At 67.5% G+C, this 16103-nt stretch carries 15 protein-coding genes; 13 read left to right on the top strand and 2 right to left on the bottom strand.

Annotated features, from left to right (window positions below; all coding sequences use genetic code 11):
- The first annotated feature begins 101 nt into the window (after nucleotides 1-101).
- From SNOV_RS00830 to SNOV_RS00790, 9 genes are all read left to right on the top strand, one after another.
- Nucleotides 102-764, top strand: coding sequence for an amino acid ABC transporter permease (locus tag SNOV_RS00830; protein ID WP_013165003.1), 663 nt, complete (start codon nucleotides 102-104; stop codon nucleotides 762-764).
- A gap of 12 nt (nucleotides 765-776) precedes the next feature.
- The gene (locus tag SNOV_RS00825; RefSeq protein WP_013165002.1) at nucleotides 777-1442 is read left to right on the top strand and encodes an amino acid ABC transporter permease; all 666 of its coding nucleotides are present in this window, start codon (nucleotides 777-779) and stop codon (nucleotides 1440-1442) included.
- Between the two features lie 9 nt (nucleotides 1443-1451).
- The gene (locus SNOV_RS00820; protein WP_013165001.1) at nucleotides 1452-2177 is read left to right on the top strand and encodes an amino acid ABC transporter ATP-binding protein; all 726 of its coding nucleotides are present in this window, start codon (nucleotides 1452-1454) and stop codon (nucleotides 2175-2177) included.
- 36 nt (nucleotides 2178-2213) lie between these two features.
- A complete protein-coding gene (locus tag SNOV_RS00815) occupies nucleotides 2214-3110 on the top strand; it encodes a dihydrodipicolinate synthase family protein (protein ID WP_013165000.1) in 897 nt (298 codons plus the stop codon).
- A gap of 138 nt (nucleotides 3111-3248) precedes the next feature.
- Nucleotides 3249-4502 carry an NAD(P)/FAD-dependent oxidoreductase gene (locus tag SNOV_RS00810; RefSeq protein ID WP_013164999.1) on the top strand — a complete coding sequence of 418 codons (1254 nt, stop codon included), beginning with the start codon at nucleotides 3249-3251 and terminating at the stop codon, nucleotides 4500-4502.
- A gap of 12 nt (nucleotides 4503-4514) precedes the next feature.
- Nucleotides 4515-5516, top strand: a complete 1002-nt coding sequence (locus tag SNOV_RS00805; protein WP_013164998.1) for a 4-hydroxyproline epimerase — start codon at nucleotides 4515-4517, stop codon at nucleotides 5514-5516.
- 106 nt (nucleotides 5517-5622) lie between these two features.
- Nucleotides 5623-6726 (top strand): cis-3-hydroxy-L-proline dehydratase, encoded by a 1104-nt coding sequence (locus SNOV_RS00800; RefSeq protein WP_013164997.1) that lies wholly within the window; start codon nucleotides 5623-5625, stop codon nucleotides 6724-6726.
- 136 nt (nucleotides 6727-6862) lie between these two features.
- A complete protein-coding gene (locus SNOV_RS00795; protein ID WP_013164996.1) occupies nucleotides 6863-7900 on the top strand; it encodes a trans-3-hydroxy-L-proline dehydratase in 1038 nt (345 codons plus the stop codon).
- Nucleotides 7901-7902: 2 nt separating this feature from the next.
- Nucleotides 7903-8928, top strand: coding sequence for an Ldh family oxidoreductase (locus SNOV_RS00790; RefSeq protein WP_013164995.1), 1026 nt, complete (start codon nucleotides 7903-7905; stop codon nucleotides 8926-8928).
- A gap of 16 nt (nucleotides 8929-8944) precedes the next feature.
- On the opposite strand, the gene SNOV_RS00785 is transcribed toward SNOV_RS00790, so the two are convergent.
- Nucleotides 8945-10180, bottom strand: a complete 1236-nt coding sequence (locus SNOV_RS00785; RefSeq protein ID WP_013164994.1) for an arginine deiminase — start codon at nucleotides 10178-10180, stop codon at nucleotides 8945-8947.
- 27 nt (nucleotides 10181-10207) lie between these two features.
- Nucleotides 10208-11641 carry a basic amino acid/polyamine antiporter gene (locus SNOV_RS00780; protein WP_013164993.1) on the bottom strand — a complete coding sequence of 478 codons (1434 nt, stop codon included), beginning with the start codon at nucleotides 11639-11641 and terminating at the stop codon, nucleotides 10208-10210.
- Nucleotides 11642-11950: 309 nt separating this feature from the next.
- Between SNOV_RS00780 and SNOV_RS00775 the strand changes: the two genes are divergently transcribed.
- Genes SNOV_RS00775 through SNOV_RS00760 form a run of 4 tightly spaced genes read left to right on the top strand, consistent with a single transcriptional unit; the run spans nucleotide 11951 to nucleotide 16103 of the window.
- Nucleotides 11951-13057: a patatin-like phospholipase family protein gene (locus SNOV_RS00775; RefSeq protein ID WP_013164992.1), complete on the top strand. Its 1107-nt coding sequence runs from the start codon at nucleotides 11951-11953 to the stop codon at nucleotides 13055-13057.
- Nucleotides 13058-13060: 3 nt separating this feature from the next.
- A complete protein-coding gene (locus SNOV_RS00770; protein WP_013164991.1) occupies nucleotides 13061-14512 on the top strand; it encodes a GntP family permease in 1452 nt (483 codons plus the stop codon).
- 31 nt (nucleotides 14513-14543) lie between these two features.
- Nucleotides 14544-15749, top strand: coding sequence for a sodium/glutamate symporter (gene gltS, locus SNOV_RS00765; RefSeq protein ID WP_013164990.1), 1206 nt, complete (start codon nucleotides 14544-14546; stop codon nucleotides 15747-15749).
- Between the two features lie 21 nt (nucleotides 15750-15770).
- Nucleotides 15771-16103 carry a YXWGXW repeat-containing protein gene (locus SNOV_RS00760; RefSeq protein WP_013164989.1) on the top strand — a complete coding sequence of 111 codons (333 nt, stop codon included), beginning with the start codon at nucleotides 15771-15773 and terminating at the stop codon, nucleotides 16101-16103.

The following is a 16103-nucleotide window of genomic DNA, read 5'->3' as shown; positions in this document are numbered from 1 at the left end:
CTTGCTTTTGTCACCGGGGCTTCCGGCTGACATTTGCTAGGATGCCCCGCAGATTTCCGGCCGCCCATCGGGTGGCGCCGCGCGAAGCGACGGACGAAGGCATGCACTACACCTTCCATTGGCTGCCGGCCTTCCGCGCCCTGCCCGACATGTTGTGGGGGGCGCTGGTGACGCTGGAGATCGCCGTGCTCTCCATGCTGCTCGGCGTGTTCTTCGCCGTGCTGCTGGCGGTGGCAAGCGGCTCGCAGTACCGGGCCTTGCGTGCGCTCGCCTCGACCTGGGTCGAGCTCGCCCGCAACACGCCGGCGCTGTTCCAGATCTACATGGCCTATTTCGGCCTCGGCTCGCTCGGCATCCATCTCGACAGCTTCCCGGCGCTGCTGGCGGGCATCACCTTCAACAATGCCGGCTATCTCGCCGAAACCTTCCGTGGCGGCCTGCGCGCCGTGCCGCCGACGCAGGTGCGCGCCGCCCGTTCGCTCGGCATGGGCCAGATACAGGCGTTCCGGCTGATCGTGATGCCGCAGATGTTCCGCGTCGTGTTCTATCCGATGACCAACCAGATGGTCTGGGCCATCCTGATGACCTCGCTCGGCGTCATCGTCGGCCTCAACAACGACCTCACCGGCGTCACCCAGGAGCTGAACGTCCGCTCCTTCCGCACCTTCGAATATTTCGCCCTGGCGGCCGTGATCTACTACCTGCTCGCCAAACTCGTCACCCTGTCGGCCCGCCTGATGGCGTGGCGACTGTTCCGCTACTGAGGAGGGCCGCGCATGTTCTCCTCGCTTCTCGACACCTCGTTCTCGCTGGGCGACCTCTGGTTCATGCTCAAGGGCGCCGGCGTCACCCTCGCGCTCACCGCCTGGGCGGTGCTGGGCGGCACGCTGCTCGGCGTGCTGTTCGGCGTCATCCGCGCTATCTCGCCCTGGTGGATCAACGCCCCGATCGGCGCCGTGCTCGACGTGTTCCGCTCGGTGCCGCTGCTGATCCAGCTGGTGCTGGCCAACTCGTTCAAGACCATCGTCGGCATCAACTGGGCGCCGTTCACGGTGAGCTGCGTGGTGCTGGCGCTCTACATGTCGGCCTATTGCACGGAGATCGTACGCTCGGGCTTCCTCGCCGTGCCGTCGACCACCCGCCGCGCCGCCCGCTCGCTGGGCATGACCTGGCGGCAGGACCTGACCGACATCGTCTTCCCCATCGCGCTGCGCGTCGCCTTGCCGAGCTGGATCGGCCTGACGCTGGGCGTGATGAAGGATACCGCCATGGTCTGGTGGATCGGCGTCGTCGAACTGCTGCGCTCCTCGCAGGTGATCGTCACCCGCATCCAGGAGCCGCTCTTCGTGCTGTCAATCGCCGGCCTGATCTACTTCCTGATGAGCTTCCCCATCGCCCGGCTCGGCGCCCGCCTCGAGGCGCGCTGGCGCGAGAACGACTGAGAAAAGCCCATGTCCATTCTGATCGACGACGTCCACAAATCCTTCGGTTCGCTCGAAGTGATCAAGGGCGTCACCATGACTGTCGAGAAGGGCGAGGTGGTCTCCGTCATCGGCGGCTCCGGCTCGGGCAAGTCGACCCTGCTCATGTGCATCAACGGGCTGGAGCCGATCAATTCGGGGCGCATCCTCGTCGACGGCACCGATGTCCACGCCCGCGGCACCGACCTCAACAAGCTGCGCCGCAAGATCGGCATCGTCTTCCAGCAGTGGAACGCCTTCCCCCACCTCACCGTGCTGGAGAACGTGATGCTCGCCCCGCGCAAGGTGCTGGGCAAGTCGAAGGCCGAGGCGCAGGCGGTCGCGGTGGAGAAGCTCACCCATGTCGGCCTGGCCGAGAAGCTGAACGTCTATCCGTCCAAGCTCTCCGGCGGCCAGCAGCAGCGCATGGCCATCGCCCGGGCGCTCGCCATGTCGCCGGACTACATGCTGTTCGACGAAGTCACCTCGGCTCTCGACCCGCAGCTCGTCGGCGAGGTGCTCGACACCATGCGCCTGCTCTCGAAGGAGGGCATGACCATGATCGTGGTCACTCACGAGATCGCCTTCGCGCGCGAGGTGTCCGACCGCGTCGCCTTCTTCCACAAGGGCCGAATCCACGAGATCGGCCCGCCTTCGCAGGTGATCGGCAATCCGCAGCAGCCGGAAACCGTCGCCTTCCTCAAATCCGTCCTCTGATCCCACCCGATCGCAGACAAGACCCAGGAGCAGACCATGTGGCAGGGCATCTATCCGGCCGTCACCGCCAAGTTCAACGAGGATGACAGCCTCGACCACAAGGAGATGGAGAAGAGCTTCGCCTTCCAGATCGAGGCGGGCGTCGACGGCCTGATCGTCAACGGCTCGCTCGGAGAAGGCCCGATGCTCTCGCATGACGAGCGCCTCGCCGTGCTGAAGACCGCGAAGTCCGTCGCCGGCAAGAAGCCGGTGCTGATGACCATCGCCGACTCGTCCACCCGCGACTGCGCTTCGCTGGCCAAGCGTGCCGCGGCCGCCGGCGCCGACGGCCTGATGACGGTGCCGAGCCTCGTCTACCACACCAACCCGAAGGAGACGGTGGCGGCGCTCTCCGCGGTGGCGCAGGCGGCCGACCTGCCGGTGATGATCTACTCCAACCGCCTCGCCTACCGGGTCGACGTCACCGTCGAGATCATGGCCGAGCTCGCCAAGGACAAGCGCTTCGTCGCGGTGAAGGAATCCTCCGACGACATCCGCCGCACCATCGACATCTTCAACGCCTTCGGCGACCGCTACGATGTGTTCACCGGCGTCGACAACCTCGCCTATGAGGCGCTGGCGGTGGGCGCGGTCGGCTGGGTCGCCGGCCTCGTCGTCGCCTTCCCGCACGAGACGGTGGCGATCTACAAGCTGATGAAGGCCAAGCGCTATGACGAGGCGCTGGCGATCTACCGCTGGTTCCGCCCGCTGCTCGACCTCGACGTGTCCACCTACCTTGTGCAGAACCTCAAGCTGGTCGAGGCGCTGGTCACCGGCACGACCGAGCGCGTGCGCTCGCCGCGCCTGATGCTGGAAGGCGAGCAGCGCGCCAAGGTCGAGAAGATCGTCGCCGAGGCCCTCGCCACCCGCCCGGCGCTGGCCAAGGCGGCGTGATCGACCAACCCACAGGAACGGTCCTCATCCCCAGGCTTGACCCGGGGACCCAGGGGACCGGGAGCCCCGGCCCTGACGTCTGGATGGCCGGGTCAAGCCCGGCCATGAGGGCATTGATATGTGCCTGAGCATAAGAACATGAGCGACAGGGCTGACTCAGGTGAGATCGCCGTCATCGGCGCCGGCATCGTCGGGCTCGCCTGCGCCTTCCACCTGCTCGGCGAGGGCCACCGCGTGCGGCTCGTCGAGCGCGGCGGCGTGGCGGAGGGGGCGAGCTTCGGCAATGCCGGGGCCTTCGCCTTCACCGACATCTTGCCCCTCGCCTCGCCCGGCATGCTGCTCAAGGCGCCGAAATGGCTGTTCGACCCGCTCGGGCCGCTCTCCATCCCGCCGCGCTACCTGCCGCAGATCACGCCCTGGCTGATCCGCTTCTGGCGCGCCAGCCTGCCCGACCGCTACCGCCATTCGCTGGTGGCGCAGGGCAGCCTGATGCGCTTCGCCGCCCAGGCGATGGAGAGCATGGTCGCCGCCGCCGGGCTCTCCTCGCATGTCCGCCGCGACGGCAACCTCCAGCTCTATGAGAGCGAAGCCGAGCTTGCCGCCTCCCAGCCCGGCTGGGACGCGCGTGCGAAGGAAGGCGTCGAGTTCGAGCACGTGCGGGGTTCTCGTCTGGCAGAACTGCAGCCCGGCGTCGCCCCGCGTTTCGTCGCCGGCACCTTCACGCCGCGCTGGCAGACGGTGGACGATCCCCATCATTTCGCCCTCGCGCTGTTCCAGGCGGTGATGGCGCGCGGCGCGGCAATCACCCATGGCGAGGTGAAGGCGGTCGAGCCGGCGGAGAGCGGCGTGCGCCTGCGCCTCGCAGACGGCTCGCAGCTCGCCGTCGGGCGCGCAATTCTCGCCGGCGGCGCCTGGTCGCGCCCGCTGGCGCGCGAACTCGGCGACGCCATCCCGCTGGAGACCGAGCGCGGCTACAACACCACGCTGCCGCCCGGCGCCTTCGCTTTGCACCGCCAGCTCACCTTCGGCGGCCACGGCTTCGTGGTCACGCCGCTCTCCACCGGCATCCGCGTCGGCGGTGCGGTGGAACTCGGCGGATTGAAAGCGGCGCCGAACTTCAGGCGCTCCGAGGTGATGCTCAGGAAAGCCGCCGCCTTCCTCCCCGGCCTGAACACCGAAGGCGGCACGCAGTGGATGGGCTTCCGCCCCTCGCTGCCCGACAGCCTGCCGGTCATCGGCACGTCCCGCGCGTCGAACCGTGTCCTTTATGCCTTCGGCCACGGCCATCTCGGCCTGACCCAGAGCGCGGCGACCGGGCGCCTGGTCGCCGACATGGTGGCCGGGCGCACGCCGTCCATCACCCTCGACCCCTTCCGTCCCGACCGCTTCTGACGAGTGACCTCCATGGCGCGACACAGCTTCTTCTGCATAGACGGCCACACCTGCGGCAACCCCGTGCGGCTGGTGGCCGGCGGCGGGCCGAACCTCCAGGGCGCGAACATGATCGAGAAGCGCGCCCACTTCCTCGCCGAATATGACTGGATCCGCACCGGCCTCATGTTCGAGCCGCGCGGCCACGACATGATGTCCGGCTCGATCCTCTATCCGCCGACCCGGCCAGATTGCGACGTCGCCATCCTGTTCATCGAGACCTCCGGCTGCCTGCCCATGTGCGGGCACGGCACCATCGGCACGGTGACCATGGCCATCGAGCACGGCCTCGTCACGCCGAAGATTCCGGGCGTGCTCATGCTCGACACGCCGGCCGGCGTGGTGAAGGCCGAATACCGGCAGGAAGGCCAGTATGTGGAGGAGGTGCGCATCACCAACGTGCCCGCCTTCCTCTATGCGCGCGGCCTCACCGCCGAATGTCCGGGCCTGGGCGAAGTCATGGTCGACGTCGCCTATGGCGGGAATTTCTACGCCATCGTCGAGCCGCAGGAGCATTTCCGCGACATGGCCGACTTCACCGCCGGCGAGCTCATCGGTATGAGCGGCGCGCTGCGCAAGGCGCTGAACGCGAAATACGAGTTCGTGCACCCGGAGAAGCCGGAGATACGCGGCCTGTCGCACATCCTCTGGACCGGCGCGCCGAAGCACGCCGAGGCGCATGCGCGCAACGCGGTGTTCTACGGCGACAAGGCGATCGACCGCTCGCCCTGCGGCACCGGCACCTCGGCGCGCATCGCCCATTGGGCCGCCAACGGCAAGCTCAAGGTCGGCGACGACTTCGTCCACGAGAGCATCATCGGCTCGCTGTTCAAGGGCCGGGTCGAGGCGACCGCGCGCGTCGGCAATGTCGACGCCATCATCCCGTCCATCGGCGGCTGGGCCCGCATGACCGGCTACAACACCATCTTCATCGACGACCGTGACCCCTTCGCGCACGGCTTCGTGGTGGTCTGAACCTTGCGCTTCGCGCGCAACCTCATCCTGAGGTGCCCGGCTCATGGCCGGGCACCTCAGGATGAGGGCGAGTAATGCAACACGAACGGCAGCAGGAGGGCCTCACATGAAGATCACCGGCATTAAGGCGTGGAAGGTCGGCCTGCCGCTCAAGGAAGGCCGCTACAACTGGTCGAACGGCAATTTCGTCGAGGTGTTCGATTCCACCGTCGTCGCGGTGGAGACCGATGCCGGCATCACCGGCTATGCCGAATGCTGCCCGCTCGGCTCGGCCTATCTGCCCGCCTATGCGCACGGCGTGCGCGCGGGCCTCGAGGAGATCGGCCCCAAGGTCATCGGCCTCGACCCGACCGACCTCAACGTGCTGAACCGCCACATGGATTCGGTGCTGCGCGGCCATCCCTACGTGAAGGCGCCGATCGACATCGCCTGCTGGGACATCCTCGGCAAGGTGTCCGGCCTGCCGGTCTACAAGCTGCTCGGCGGCGCGGCGCAGGAAAAGGTCGCGCTCTACCGCGCTATCTCGCAGGAAGCGCCGGAGGCGATGGCCAGGAAGATCGCCGGCTACAAGGCCGAGGGCTACACCAAGTTCCAGCTCAAGGTCGGCGGCGACGCCGATCAGGACATCGACCGCATCCGCGTCACCCGCGAGATTCTCGATGCGACCGACACTCTCGTCGCCGACGCCAACACAGGCTGGACGCGGGCGGAGGCGGCGCGCATCGCGGCGGAGGTCGGCGACCTCGACGTCTATATCGAGCAGCCCTGCCCGACCTATGAGGAGTGCCTCTCGGTGCGCGCCCGCACCGCCCGCCCCTTCGTGCTCGACGAGGTGATCGACGGCGTCGGCACGCTGATGAAGGCGCTCGCCGACGACGCCATGGACATCATCAACCTGAAGATCTCCAAGGTCGGCGGCCTGACCAAGGCGCGGCTGATGCGCGACATCTGCGTCGCCTCCGGCACGCCGATGACCATCGAGGACACCTGGGGCGGCGACATCGTCACCGCGACCATCGCCCATCTCGCCCGCTCGACGCCGGAGGAGTTCTCCTTCTCCGCCACCGACTTCAACAGCTACGGCACGGTGGACATCGCCAAGGGTGCGCCGAAGCGCGTCAACGGCTTCATGACTGCCTCCGACGCGCCGGGGCTCGGCATCGAGCCTATCTTCGAGGTGCTGGGTGAGCCGGTGGTGGTGATCGGCTGAACACCCAACGACGTCATCCCCGGGCTTGGCCCGGGGATCCACGCCTTTCTTCCTCCGCAGCAGAAGACGTGGATGGCCGGGACAAGCCCGGCCATGACGGCGATAAGGCGGATGGCATGCACGAAGAGGTTCCCCCATGCGCTCATCCAAGGTCATCCATGTCGTCGGCTGCCACGCTGAGGGGGAGGTCGGCGACGTCATCGTCGGCGGCGTCGCGCCGCCTCCGGGCGAGACGGTCTGGGCGCAGTCGCGCTTCGTCGCGAGCGACAACACGCTGCGGAACTTCGTGCTGCAAGAACCGCGCGGTGGCGTGTTCCGCCATGTGAACCTGCTGGTGCCGCCGAAGAACAAGGAGGCCGTCGCCGCCTGGATCATCATGGAACCGGAGGACACCCCGCCCATGTCCGGCTCCAACTCGATCTGCGTCTCCACAGTGCTGCTCGACACGGGCATCGTGCCGATGGTCGAGCCCGAGACGCACATGGTGCTGGAGGCGCCGGGCGGGCTGATCGAGGCCACGGCTTACTGCAAGAACGGCAAGGCCGAGCGCATCCGAGTGAAGAACCACCCCTCCTTCGCCGACAAGCTCGACGCGAAATTGGAGCTGGAGGGCTACGGTACGCTGACCGTCGACACCGCCTATGGCGGCGACAGCTTCTGCATCGTCGATGCCCATGCGCTGGGCTTCTCGATCAAGCCGGACGAGGCCAAGGACTTCGCCGATCTCGGCATGAAGATCGTCAAGGCGGCGAACCAGCAGCTCGGCTTCCAGCATCCGACCAACAAGGACTGGTCGCACATCTCCTTCTGCCAGTTCGCCGCGCCGCTGACCGACGATAACGGCACGCCCTCCGGCGCCAATGCGGTGGCCATCCGCCCCGGCAAGATCGACCGCTCGCCGTGCGGCACCGGCTGCTCGGCCCGCATGGCGGTGCTGCACGCCAAGGGCATATTGAAGGTCGGCGACGCCTTCGTCGGCCGCTCCATCATCGGCTCGCGCTTCGACTGCCGCGTCGAGGCCGAGACCAGCATCGGCGGGCGGCCGGCCATCGTGCCCTCGATCATGGGCCGCGCCTTCATCACCCACACCGCGCAGCTCATGGTCGATCCTGACGACCCGTGGCAAACCGGCTATCGTCTGTCGGATACGTGGCCCGTCTGGAAGCAGGACTGACGGTGGACGAGCCCGTCCGCCTTAGCCTCGCCGAGGTGCATGTGCTCTGCCGCGACACGCTGGTCGCCGCCGGGCTCGGCGAAGAGCATGCGCAGGCCATCGCCCGCTCGATCACGCGGGCGGAGGCGGACGAGTGCCACTCGCACGGGCTCTACCGGCTGATCGGCTATGTCGCCTCGGTGCGCAGCGGCAAGGCGGAGCGCCACGCGCTACCGGCGCTGGCCAGGGCGACGCCGGCGGTGCTGCGCGTCGATGCGAAACACGGCTTCGCCCCGCTGGCGGTCGAGACCGGCGTGCCGGCGCTGATCGCGGCGGCGAAAGAGATCGGCATCGCTGCGCTCGCCATCCATGACTGCTACCATTTCTCCGCGCTCTGGGCCGACATCGAGCCGGCGGTGGAGGCCGGGCTCGCCGCCTGGTGCTTCACCGTCGGCCAGTGCTGCGTCGCCCCGGCCGGCGGCACGACGCCACTGCTCGGCACCAATCCCTTTGCCTTCGGCTGGCCGGGGCCTTCGGGTCGCCCCTTCATCTTCGACTTCGCCACCAGCGCCGCCGCGCGCGGCGAGATCGAGCTGAAGCGCCGCGGGGGCGAAAAAATCCCGCCCGGCTGGGCGGTCGGGCCGGACGGCGCGCCGACCACCGATCCCGCGGCCGCGCTCGCCGGCGCGCTGCTGCCCTTCGGCGGCCACAAGGGCTCGGCGCTGTCCATGATGGTGGAGTTGATCGCCGGCCCGCTGATCGGCGACCTCACCAGCCGGCAATCCAAGGCGGTGGAGAACGGCGATGGCGGCCCGCCGCTCGGCGGCGAGCTCTTCATCGCCATCGACCCGGCCGTGTTCGGCACGGGGAACCTGTCCTCGCGGCTCGCCGATGCCGACGAGCTCTTCGCCCTCGCCAAGGCGCAGCCCGGCGTGCGCCTGCCCTCGGAGCGGCGCTATCAGGCACGCGAGCGCAGCCGCACCAACGGCATCGCCGTCCCCGCCGCGCTCTTCGCCGAATTGCAGGCCCTCGGGCCTCGCGGGTCCTGACCGGAGGGGCGCCCGCTCAGAAATCCACCGCGTCGCGGATGATCGGGCAGGTCATGCAATGGCCGCCGCCGCGCCCGCGGCCGAGCTCGGAGCCGTCTATGGTGATGACCTCGATCCCCGCCTTGCGCAGCAGCGTGTTGGCATAGGTGTTGCGGTCATAGGCGAAGACCACGCCCGGCGAGGCGCAGACGAGGTTGGCGCCGCTGTCCCACTGCGTGCGCTCGCGCATATAGTCGTTGCCGCCGGTCTCGACGACGCGGATCTCCTTGAGGCCCAGAGCCTCCTTCACCGTCTCGATGAGGCCCTTGTCCCTGGAGAGCTCGACGCCGCCCTTGCCGTCCGGCCGGTAGGAGAAGCACTCGATCTTGTCGACGATGTCGGGGTAGATCAGCACGCAGTCGCGGTCGGCGAAGGTGAACACCGTGTCGAGATGCATCGCCGCGCGCAGCTTCGGCATGGCGGCGACGATGACACGCTCCGCCCCGCCCTTCTCGAACAGCGCCGCCGCGGCCTGGCTGATGGCCTGGCGCGAGGTGCGCTCGCTCATGCCGATCAGCACGTTGCCCTTGCCGATCGGCATCACGTCGCCGCCTTCCAGCGTGGCGAGGCCCCAATCCTTGGTCGGGTCGCCCCACCAGACATTCACCTTGCCCGCGAAGTCCGGGTGGAATTTGTAGATCGAGCTGGTGAGGATTGTCTCCTCGTGCCGCGCCGGCCAGTAGAGCGGGTTGAGCGTGACGCCGCCATAGATCCAGCAGGTCGTATCGCGGGTGTAGAGCGTGTTGGGCAGCGGCGGCAGCAGGTATTCGTTGACGCCGGCGGCGTCGCGGATCAGCGCCAGCGTCTCGCCGCCGATGGTCTCGGGGAACTCGTAGGTGGAGAGGCCGCCGATCAGCGTCTCCGCCAGTTGGCGGTTCGGCAGGCCCTCGAGATAGGAGCGCACCTCCTCGACGAAGCCGAGGCCGATCTGGTTCGGCGCCACCTGGTTGTCGAGGATCCATTTCTTGGCTTCCGGGACGGCGAGCGTCTCGGTGAGCAGATTGTGCATCTCCACCACCTCGATGCCGCGGTCGCGCATCTTGGTGATGAAGTCGAAATGGTCGCGCTTGGCAACGTCGACCCACAATACGTCGTCGAACAGCAGCGCGTCGCAATTGCTGGGCGTCAGCCGCTGATGCGCACGGCCCGGCGCGCAGACCAGGACCTTGCGCAGCTGGCCGACCTCCGAGTGGACGCCGAAACTGGTTTCCATGGCAGGTCTCCCGATGGCTTTTCTTGTTCAGGGGGTGATGAGGCCGGTGGCCAGCCCATAGGCGCCGACAGCACCGCCGACGAGGGTAATGATGAAGACCACCAGTTCGACCGGCGTGAACAGCCGCGCCTGCTGCTCGCGCCGCGCCCAGAAGTACAGGATGGTGCCCGGCACGAAGAGCACGGTGACGAGCAGCACGTATTTGAGCCCGGCGGCGACGAACATGAACAGGGTGTAGACGATGGCGATCCAGGCGAAGATCTGGTCGCGGCCGCGCTCGCCGGGCGTCGCCTCGTAGCCGACGCCGCTGCGGGCCAGCAGCACGCCATAGCCGGCAACCAGCAGATAGGGCAGCAGCGACGTCACGCTGGTCATGTCCAGCATGAAATTGAAGGCGTCGCGCGACCAGTAGGTCGAGATGACGAAGAGTGAGACGACGATATTGGTCAGCCACAGCGCGTTGGCCGGCACGCGGTTGGCGTTCTGCGCCGCGAAGAGGCGCGGCATGTCGCTCGACTTCGCCGCGGCGAACAGCACCTCGGCGCAGATCAGCGACCAGGCGAGATAGGCGCCGAGCACCGAGATCAGCACGCCGACGGAGATGAACACCGCGCCCCAGTGACCGACGACGAGCTCCAACGCGCCGGCGAGTGAGGGATTCTGCACGCCGGCGATGGCCGCGCGCGGCGCCGTCGCATAGGGCAGCAGGGTGACGGCCACCATGAGGCCGGTGACGGCGACGAAGCCGAGAATGGTGGCGGCGCCGACATCCGAGCGCTTCTTGGCGTAGCGCGAATAGACGCTGGCGCCCTCGATGCCGATGAACACGAATACCGTGATCAGCATGGTGTCGCGCACCTGCGCAACCAATGTCTTCTCCGGCATACCGACGCCGCCGAAGAAGTTCTCCGAGAACTGCGTGTAGTTGAAGAAGAAGACGAAGGCGAGGACCGCCACCAGGATCGGAACGATCTTGGCGATGGTGACGATGGTGTTGATGAAGGTCGCCTGCTCGACGCCGCGCAGGATCATGAAATGGAAGGCCCAGATGCCGACCAGCGACACGATGATCGCGGTGGCGCTGGAACCGTCGCCGAAGATGTCGGGGAAGAAACGGCCGAGCGTCGACCCGATCAGCACCCAGTAGAACACGTTGCCGAGGCAGCTTCCCAGCCAGTAACCGAAGGCCGAGAGGAAGCCCATGTAATCGCCGAAGCCGGCCTTGGCATAGGCGAAGACACCGGCGTCGATGTCCGGTCGCTTTTCTGCCAGCGCCTGGAAGACCCGCGCCAGCATGTACATGCCGGTGCCGGCGATCAGCCAGGCGATGATGGCGCCGAAGGGTCCCGTAGCGGTGGCGAAGCGGCCGGGAAGGTTGAAGATGCCCGCCCCGACCATCGAGCCGACGACCATGGCGGTCAAGGTGGGAAGCGGAAGTTTGCCCGCCTGCGGGTCGGCCATGTTGCGCCTCTTGAGGGGGAAAGGTGCGTGGTCAGCTCGACTTATAGATCAAGTTTCGAATAAATTTCCCAAACTCTATAATTGTTTGCATGTAATCAAAATATGATCGTCTTGTCACCTTTCCATTTTCATGCTGCGAATGCGAAACAGAACTGGAATAATGCGTGCCACGACAGGGTTCTTTTAGGCTTGAATTCCCGGCGTAACCGGCAAACTTGGGAGTATTGCAGGACGGTGACCGCTTCAGGAATGTTGCGGCTCAGCATGAGGGGCTATACGGTGCCGTGATCCAGTCCGGGAGGCCGGTTAATGCCACGTCCAACGTCTGCGACCCGCGCCCGCCGGCCATCAGGAGCGGACAACGCCCCTTCGCCGAACGCTGAGCCGGCAACGGATGCGCGTCGCGCTCCCGTTCTCATCGACCTTGCGCTGCAGGGCGGCGGCTCGCACGGTGCCTTCACCTGGGGCGTTCTCGACCGTCTGCTGGAAGAGGAGTGGCTGCGCATCGACGGCGTCTCCGGCACCTCGGCCGGGGCGATGAACGCGGCGGTGATGGCGGACGGCTACGCGGCCGGCGGCGCGGCAGGGGCGCGCGCGGCGCTCGATGCCTATTGGCGCCATGTGGCCGAAGCGGCGCGCTTCAGCCCGTTCCAGCGCGGCCCGCTCGACGTGCTGTTCGGCCGCTGGACGCTCGACCATTCGCCCATGTTCATCGCCATGGACCTGATGTCGCGGCTCTATTCGCCCTACGACCTCAACCCCGCCGGCACCAATCCGCTGCGCGACATTCTCGAAAAGGCGATCGACTTCGACCGGCTGAAGACCTCGCCCATCAAGGTCTTCATCACCGCCACCAATGTGCGCACCGGGCGCGGGCGGGTGTTCCGCAACGCCGAGATCACGCCCGACGTGCTGCTCGCCTCCGCCTGCCTGCCGACCCTGTTCCAGGCGGTGGAGATCGACGGCGAGAGCTACTGGGACGGCGGCTATGCCGGCAACCCGACCATGACGCCTCTGGTGCGTGAGCTCGATTCCGACGACACCATCCTCATCCCGATCAACCCGATCGAGCGGCCCGGCACACCGCGCAGCGCCGCCGAAATCCTGAACCGGCTCAACGAAGTGTCGTTCAACTCGGCGCTTCTGAAGGAATTGCGCATGATCGCCCTGCTGCGCCAGGTCGCCGATCCCGGCCACAGCGAGGGCGCGCAATGGGCGAAGATGCGCATCCATCTGGTGCGCAACGAGATCATGGCGACCCTCGGCTATTCCTCGAAGCTCAATGCCGGCTGGGACTTCCTCTCCATGCTGCGCGAGGAGGGACGCAAGGCGGCGCAGGCTTTCCTCGACGCCGACGCCGACAATATCGGCAAGCGCTCCTCGGTCGATCTCGACGTGCTGCTGGAAGGGGTATGAGCCATGGGCCTCATCGGCATCCTCCTCGGCCTCGGCCTGCTCATCTGGTTCGCCTATCGCGGCTGGAGCGTGCTGCTGCTCGCCCCGCTCTCGGCGCTGATCGCCGCCCTGCTCTCCAATGAGCCGCTGCTCGCCAACTGGACGCAGACCTTCATGGGCAGCGCGGCGAGCTTCGTCGGCCAGTTCTTCCCGCTGTTCCTGCTCGGCGCGCTGTTCGGCAAGCTGATGGAGGATAGTGGCTCGGTCACCGCCATCGCCGAGTTCATGACCGAGAAGCTCGGCGCCGAGCGCGCCATCCTCGCCGTGGTGCTGGCCGGCGCCATCGTCACCTATGGCGGCGTGAGCCTGTTCGTCGCTTTGTTCGTGCTGGCGCCGATGGCCGAGGCGCTGTTCCGCGTCGCCGACATCCCGCGCCGGCTGATGCCGCCGGCCATCGCGCTCGGCACCTTCACCTTCACCATGATGGCGCTGCCCGGCACGCCGGCGATCCAGAACGCCATCCCCATGCCGTTCTTCGGCACCACGCCCTTCGCCGCGCCGGGGCTCGGCATCATTGCTTCATTGATCATGCTCGGCTTCGGCCTGTGGTGGCTCTCCCGCGCCGAGGCGAGCGCCCGGCGTGCCGGCGAGGGCTTCGACGGCATCGGGCCGGACCTGCATGCGGTCGTGACCGATCCGGTGCTGCGCGAGCGGGCGACCGTCACGCGCGAATTCGACCCGGCGGAGATCGAGCACGGCCACCTCAGCGTGGAGCGTCCCTCCATCGCGCTGGCGGCGCTGCCGCTGGTGCTGGTGATCGTCGTGAACCTCCTCATGTCCTTCGTCATCCTGCCGCGGCTCGACTTCTCCTTCCTCGCCGAGCCGCGCTGGGGCGGTGTCACCTTTTCGGGCGTCAGTGGCGTCTGGTCGGTAGCGGTGGCACTGATTGTCGCTATTCTTGCCACCATCGCCATCAACCGGCGTCGCCTGCCAAAACTGCGCGAAACCATGGACGCCGGCGCCAACGCCTCGGTGCTGCCGATCTTCTCGGTGGCGAGCCTCGTCGGCTTCGGCGCCGTGGTGGCGGCGCTCCCGGCCTTCGCGCTGGTGCGCGACTGGGTGCTGTCGATCGGCGGCGGGCCGCTGGTGTCGCTGGCGGTGGCGACCAACATCCTCGCGGCTTTGACGGGTTCTGCCTCGGGCGGCCTCACCATCGCGCTCGACGCGCTCGGCGCCACCTATCTCCAGCGCGCCGGCGAGCTCGGCATCGACCCGGCGCTGCTGCACCGCGTGGCGGTGATGAGCGCGGGCACGCTCGACAGCCTGCCGCACAGCGGCGCCGTGGTCACGCTGCTGGCGGTCTGCGGCGTCACGCCGAAACAGAGCTATCTCGACATCGTCATGGTCGCTATCGTCGGTGCCATAGTGGCGCTGGTGGCGGTCATCGCGCTCGGCTCGGTAGCCGGCAGTTTCTGACGCGCCGGATGATGTTCTTGCCGGAGGAATGATGGCGTCGATCCAGGTCTCCGGTCTTCTGACCTTCACCGTCGCCATTTTGGTGTTCTTCGCCGGGTCCGGCCTCAATCGCCTGATCGCACCGCTGCGCGCCTGGAACATCCCCGAGGCGGTCACCGGCGGCCTGCTGGCGGCGACCGTCACGCTGCTCGCCTACCGCCTGCTCGGCGCCGAGATCAGCTTCGCGCTCCAGGCACGCGACATGCTGCTGCTCTATTTCTTCACCGGCATCGGCCTCAACGCCCGGCTCGACGACCTGATCTCCGGCGGGCGCCCTTTGATCATCCTGCTGGCGCTCACCGTCGTCTTCCTCGTCATCCAGAACTTCATCGCCATCGGCGCCGTCGCCGCGCTCGGCCTGCCGGAGGGGCTCACCGTCTTCCTCGGCTCCGCCTCGCTGATCGGCGGGCACGGCACGACCATCGCCTGGGCCCCGCTGATCTCCCAGCGATTCGGCGTGCCGAACGCGATGGAAATCGGCATCGCTTCGGCTACCCTCGGCCTCGTGCTGGCGAGCCTCGCCGGCGGGCCGATCGCCCGCCACCTGATCGGCCGCTACAAGCTGCACGGCCCCGCCTATGGCGACGCCGCGGTCGGCCTGCCGGCCAAGGCGGAGAATTCGCCGGCCGACGACATCGGCCATGTCAGCCTGCTGCGTACCGTACTGGTGCTTAACGTCGCCATATTGATCGGCTTCGGCCTGGAGGGCGTCGTCGAGGAGACCGGCATCAAGCTGCCCATGTTCGTGGTCTGCCTACTGGTCGGCATCGTGCTGACCAATACCGTCCCGCGTCTGTTCTCGCGCCTGCTCTGGCCGACGCGGACCCGCGCGCTGGCGCTGGTCTCGGACCTGTCGCTCAACATCTTCCTCGCCATGTCGCTGATGAGCATGCAGCTCTGGACCATCGGCGGGCTCGGCCTCGCGCTCGTCATCGTGCTGGCGGTGCAGACGGTGGCGGCGGTGGCCTACATCATCTTCGTCGTGTTCCCACTGATGGGCCGCGACTACCAGGCCGCGGTGATCGCCGCCGGTTTCACAGGCATCAGCCTCGGCGCGACGCCGACCGCCATCGCCAACATGACGGCGATCACCAAGACGCATGGCGCGGCGCCCCGGGCGTTCATCATTTTGCCGCTGGTCTCCGCGTTCTTCATCGACATCATCAACGCGGCCGCGATCGGATTCCTGGCCCGTTGACCCTCACCGCAAGGAGTTCCGATGCTCTCCCGACGCTCTCTGTTCAAGGGCCTCTTGGCCGCCGCCCTCGCCGCACCGGCCGGCGCGGCCCTGACCTCCACCGCCGATGCGCAGTGGGGTGTCCCCGGCCCTCGCATGGCGCCGCCTCCGCCGCGCCGCGAGCCGCGCCCGCGACCGCGCCGTGGCTACACCTGGGTGCCCGGGCACTGGAACTGGAGCGCGCGCCGAGGCTGGGTCTGGGCGCCCGGCCATTGGGAGGAGAACCGCCGCGGATTCACCTATGTCGGCCCGCGCTGGGTATTCCGCCGCGGCCAATGGGTGTTCGAGCCCGGCCGCTGGGTCCGCTCCTGGTAG

This window comes from Ancylobacter novellus DSM 506, assembly GCF_000092925.1.
GTDB lineage: Bacteria > Pseudomonadota > Alphaproteobacteria > Rhizobiales > Xanthobacteraceae > Ancylobacter > Ancylobacter novellus.
This window is presented reverse-complemented; position numbering and strand designations above follow the sequence as displayed.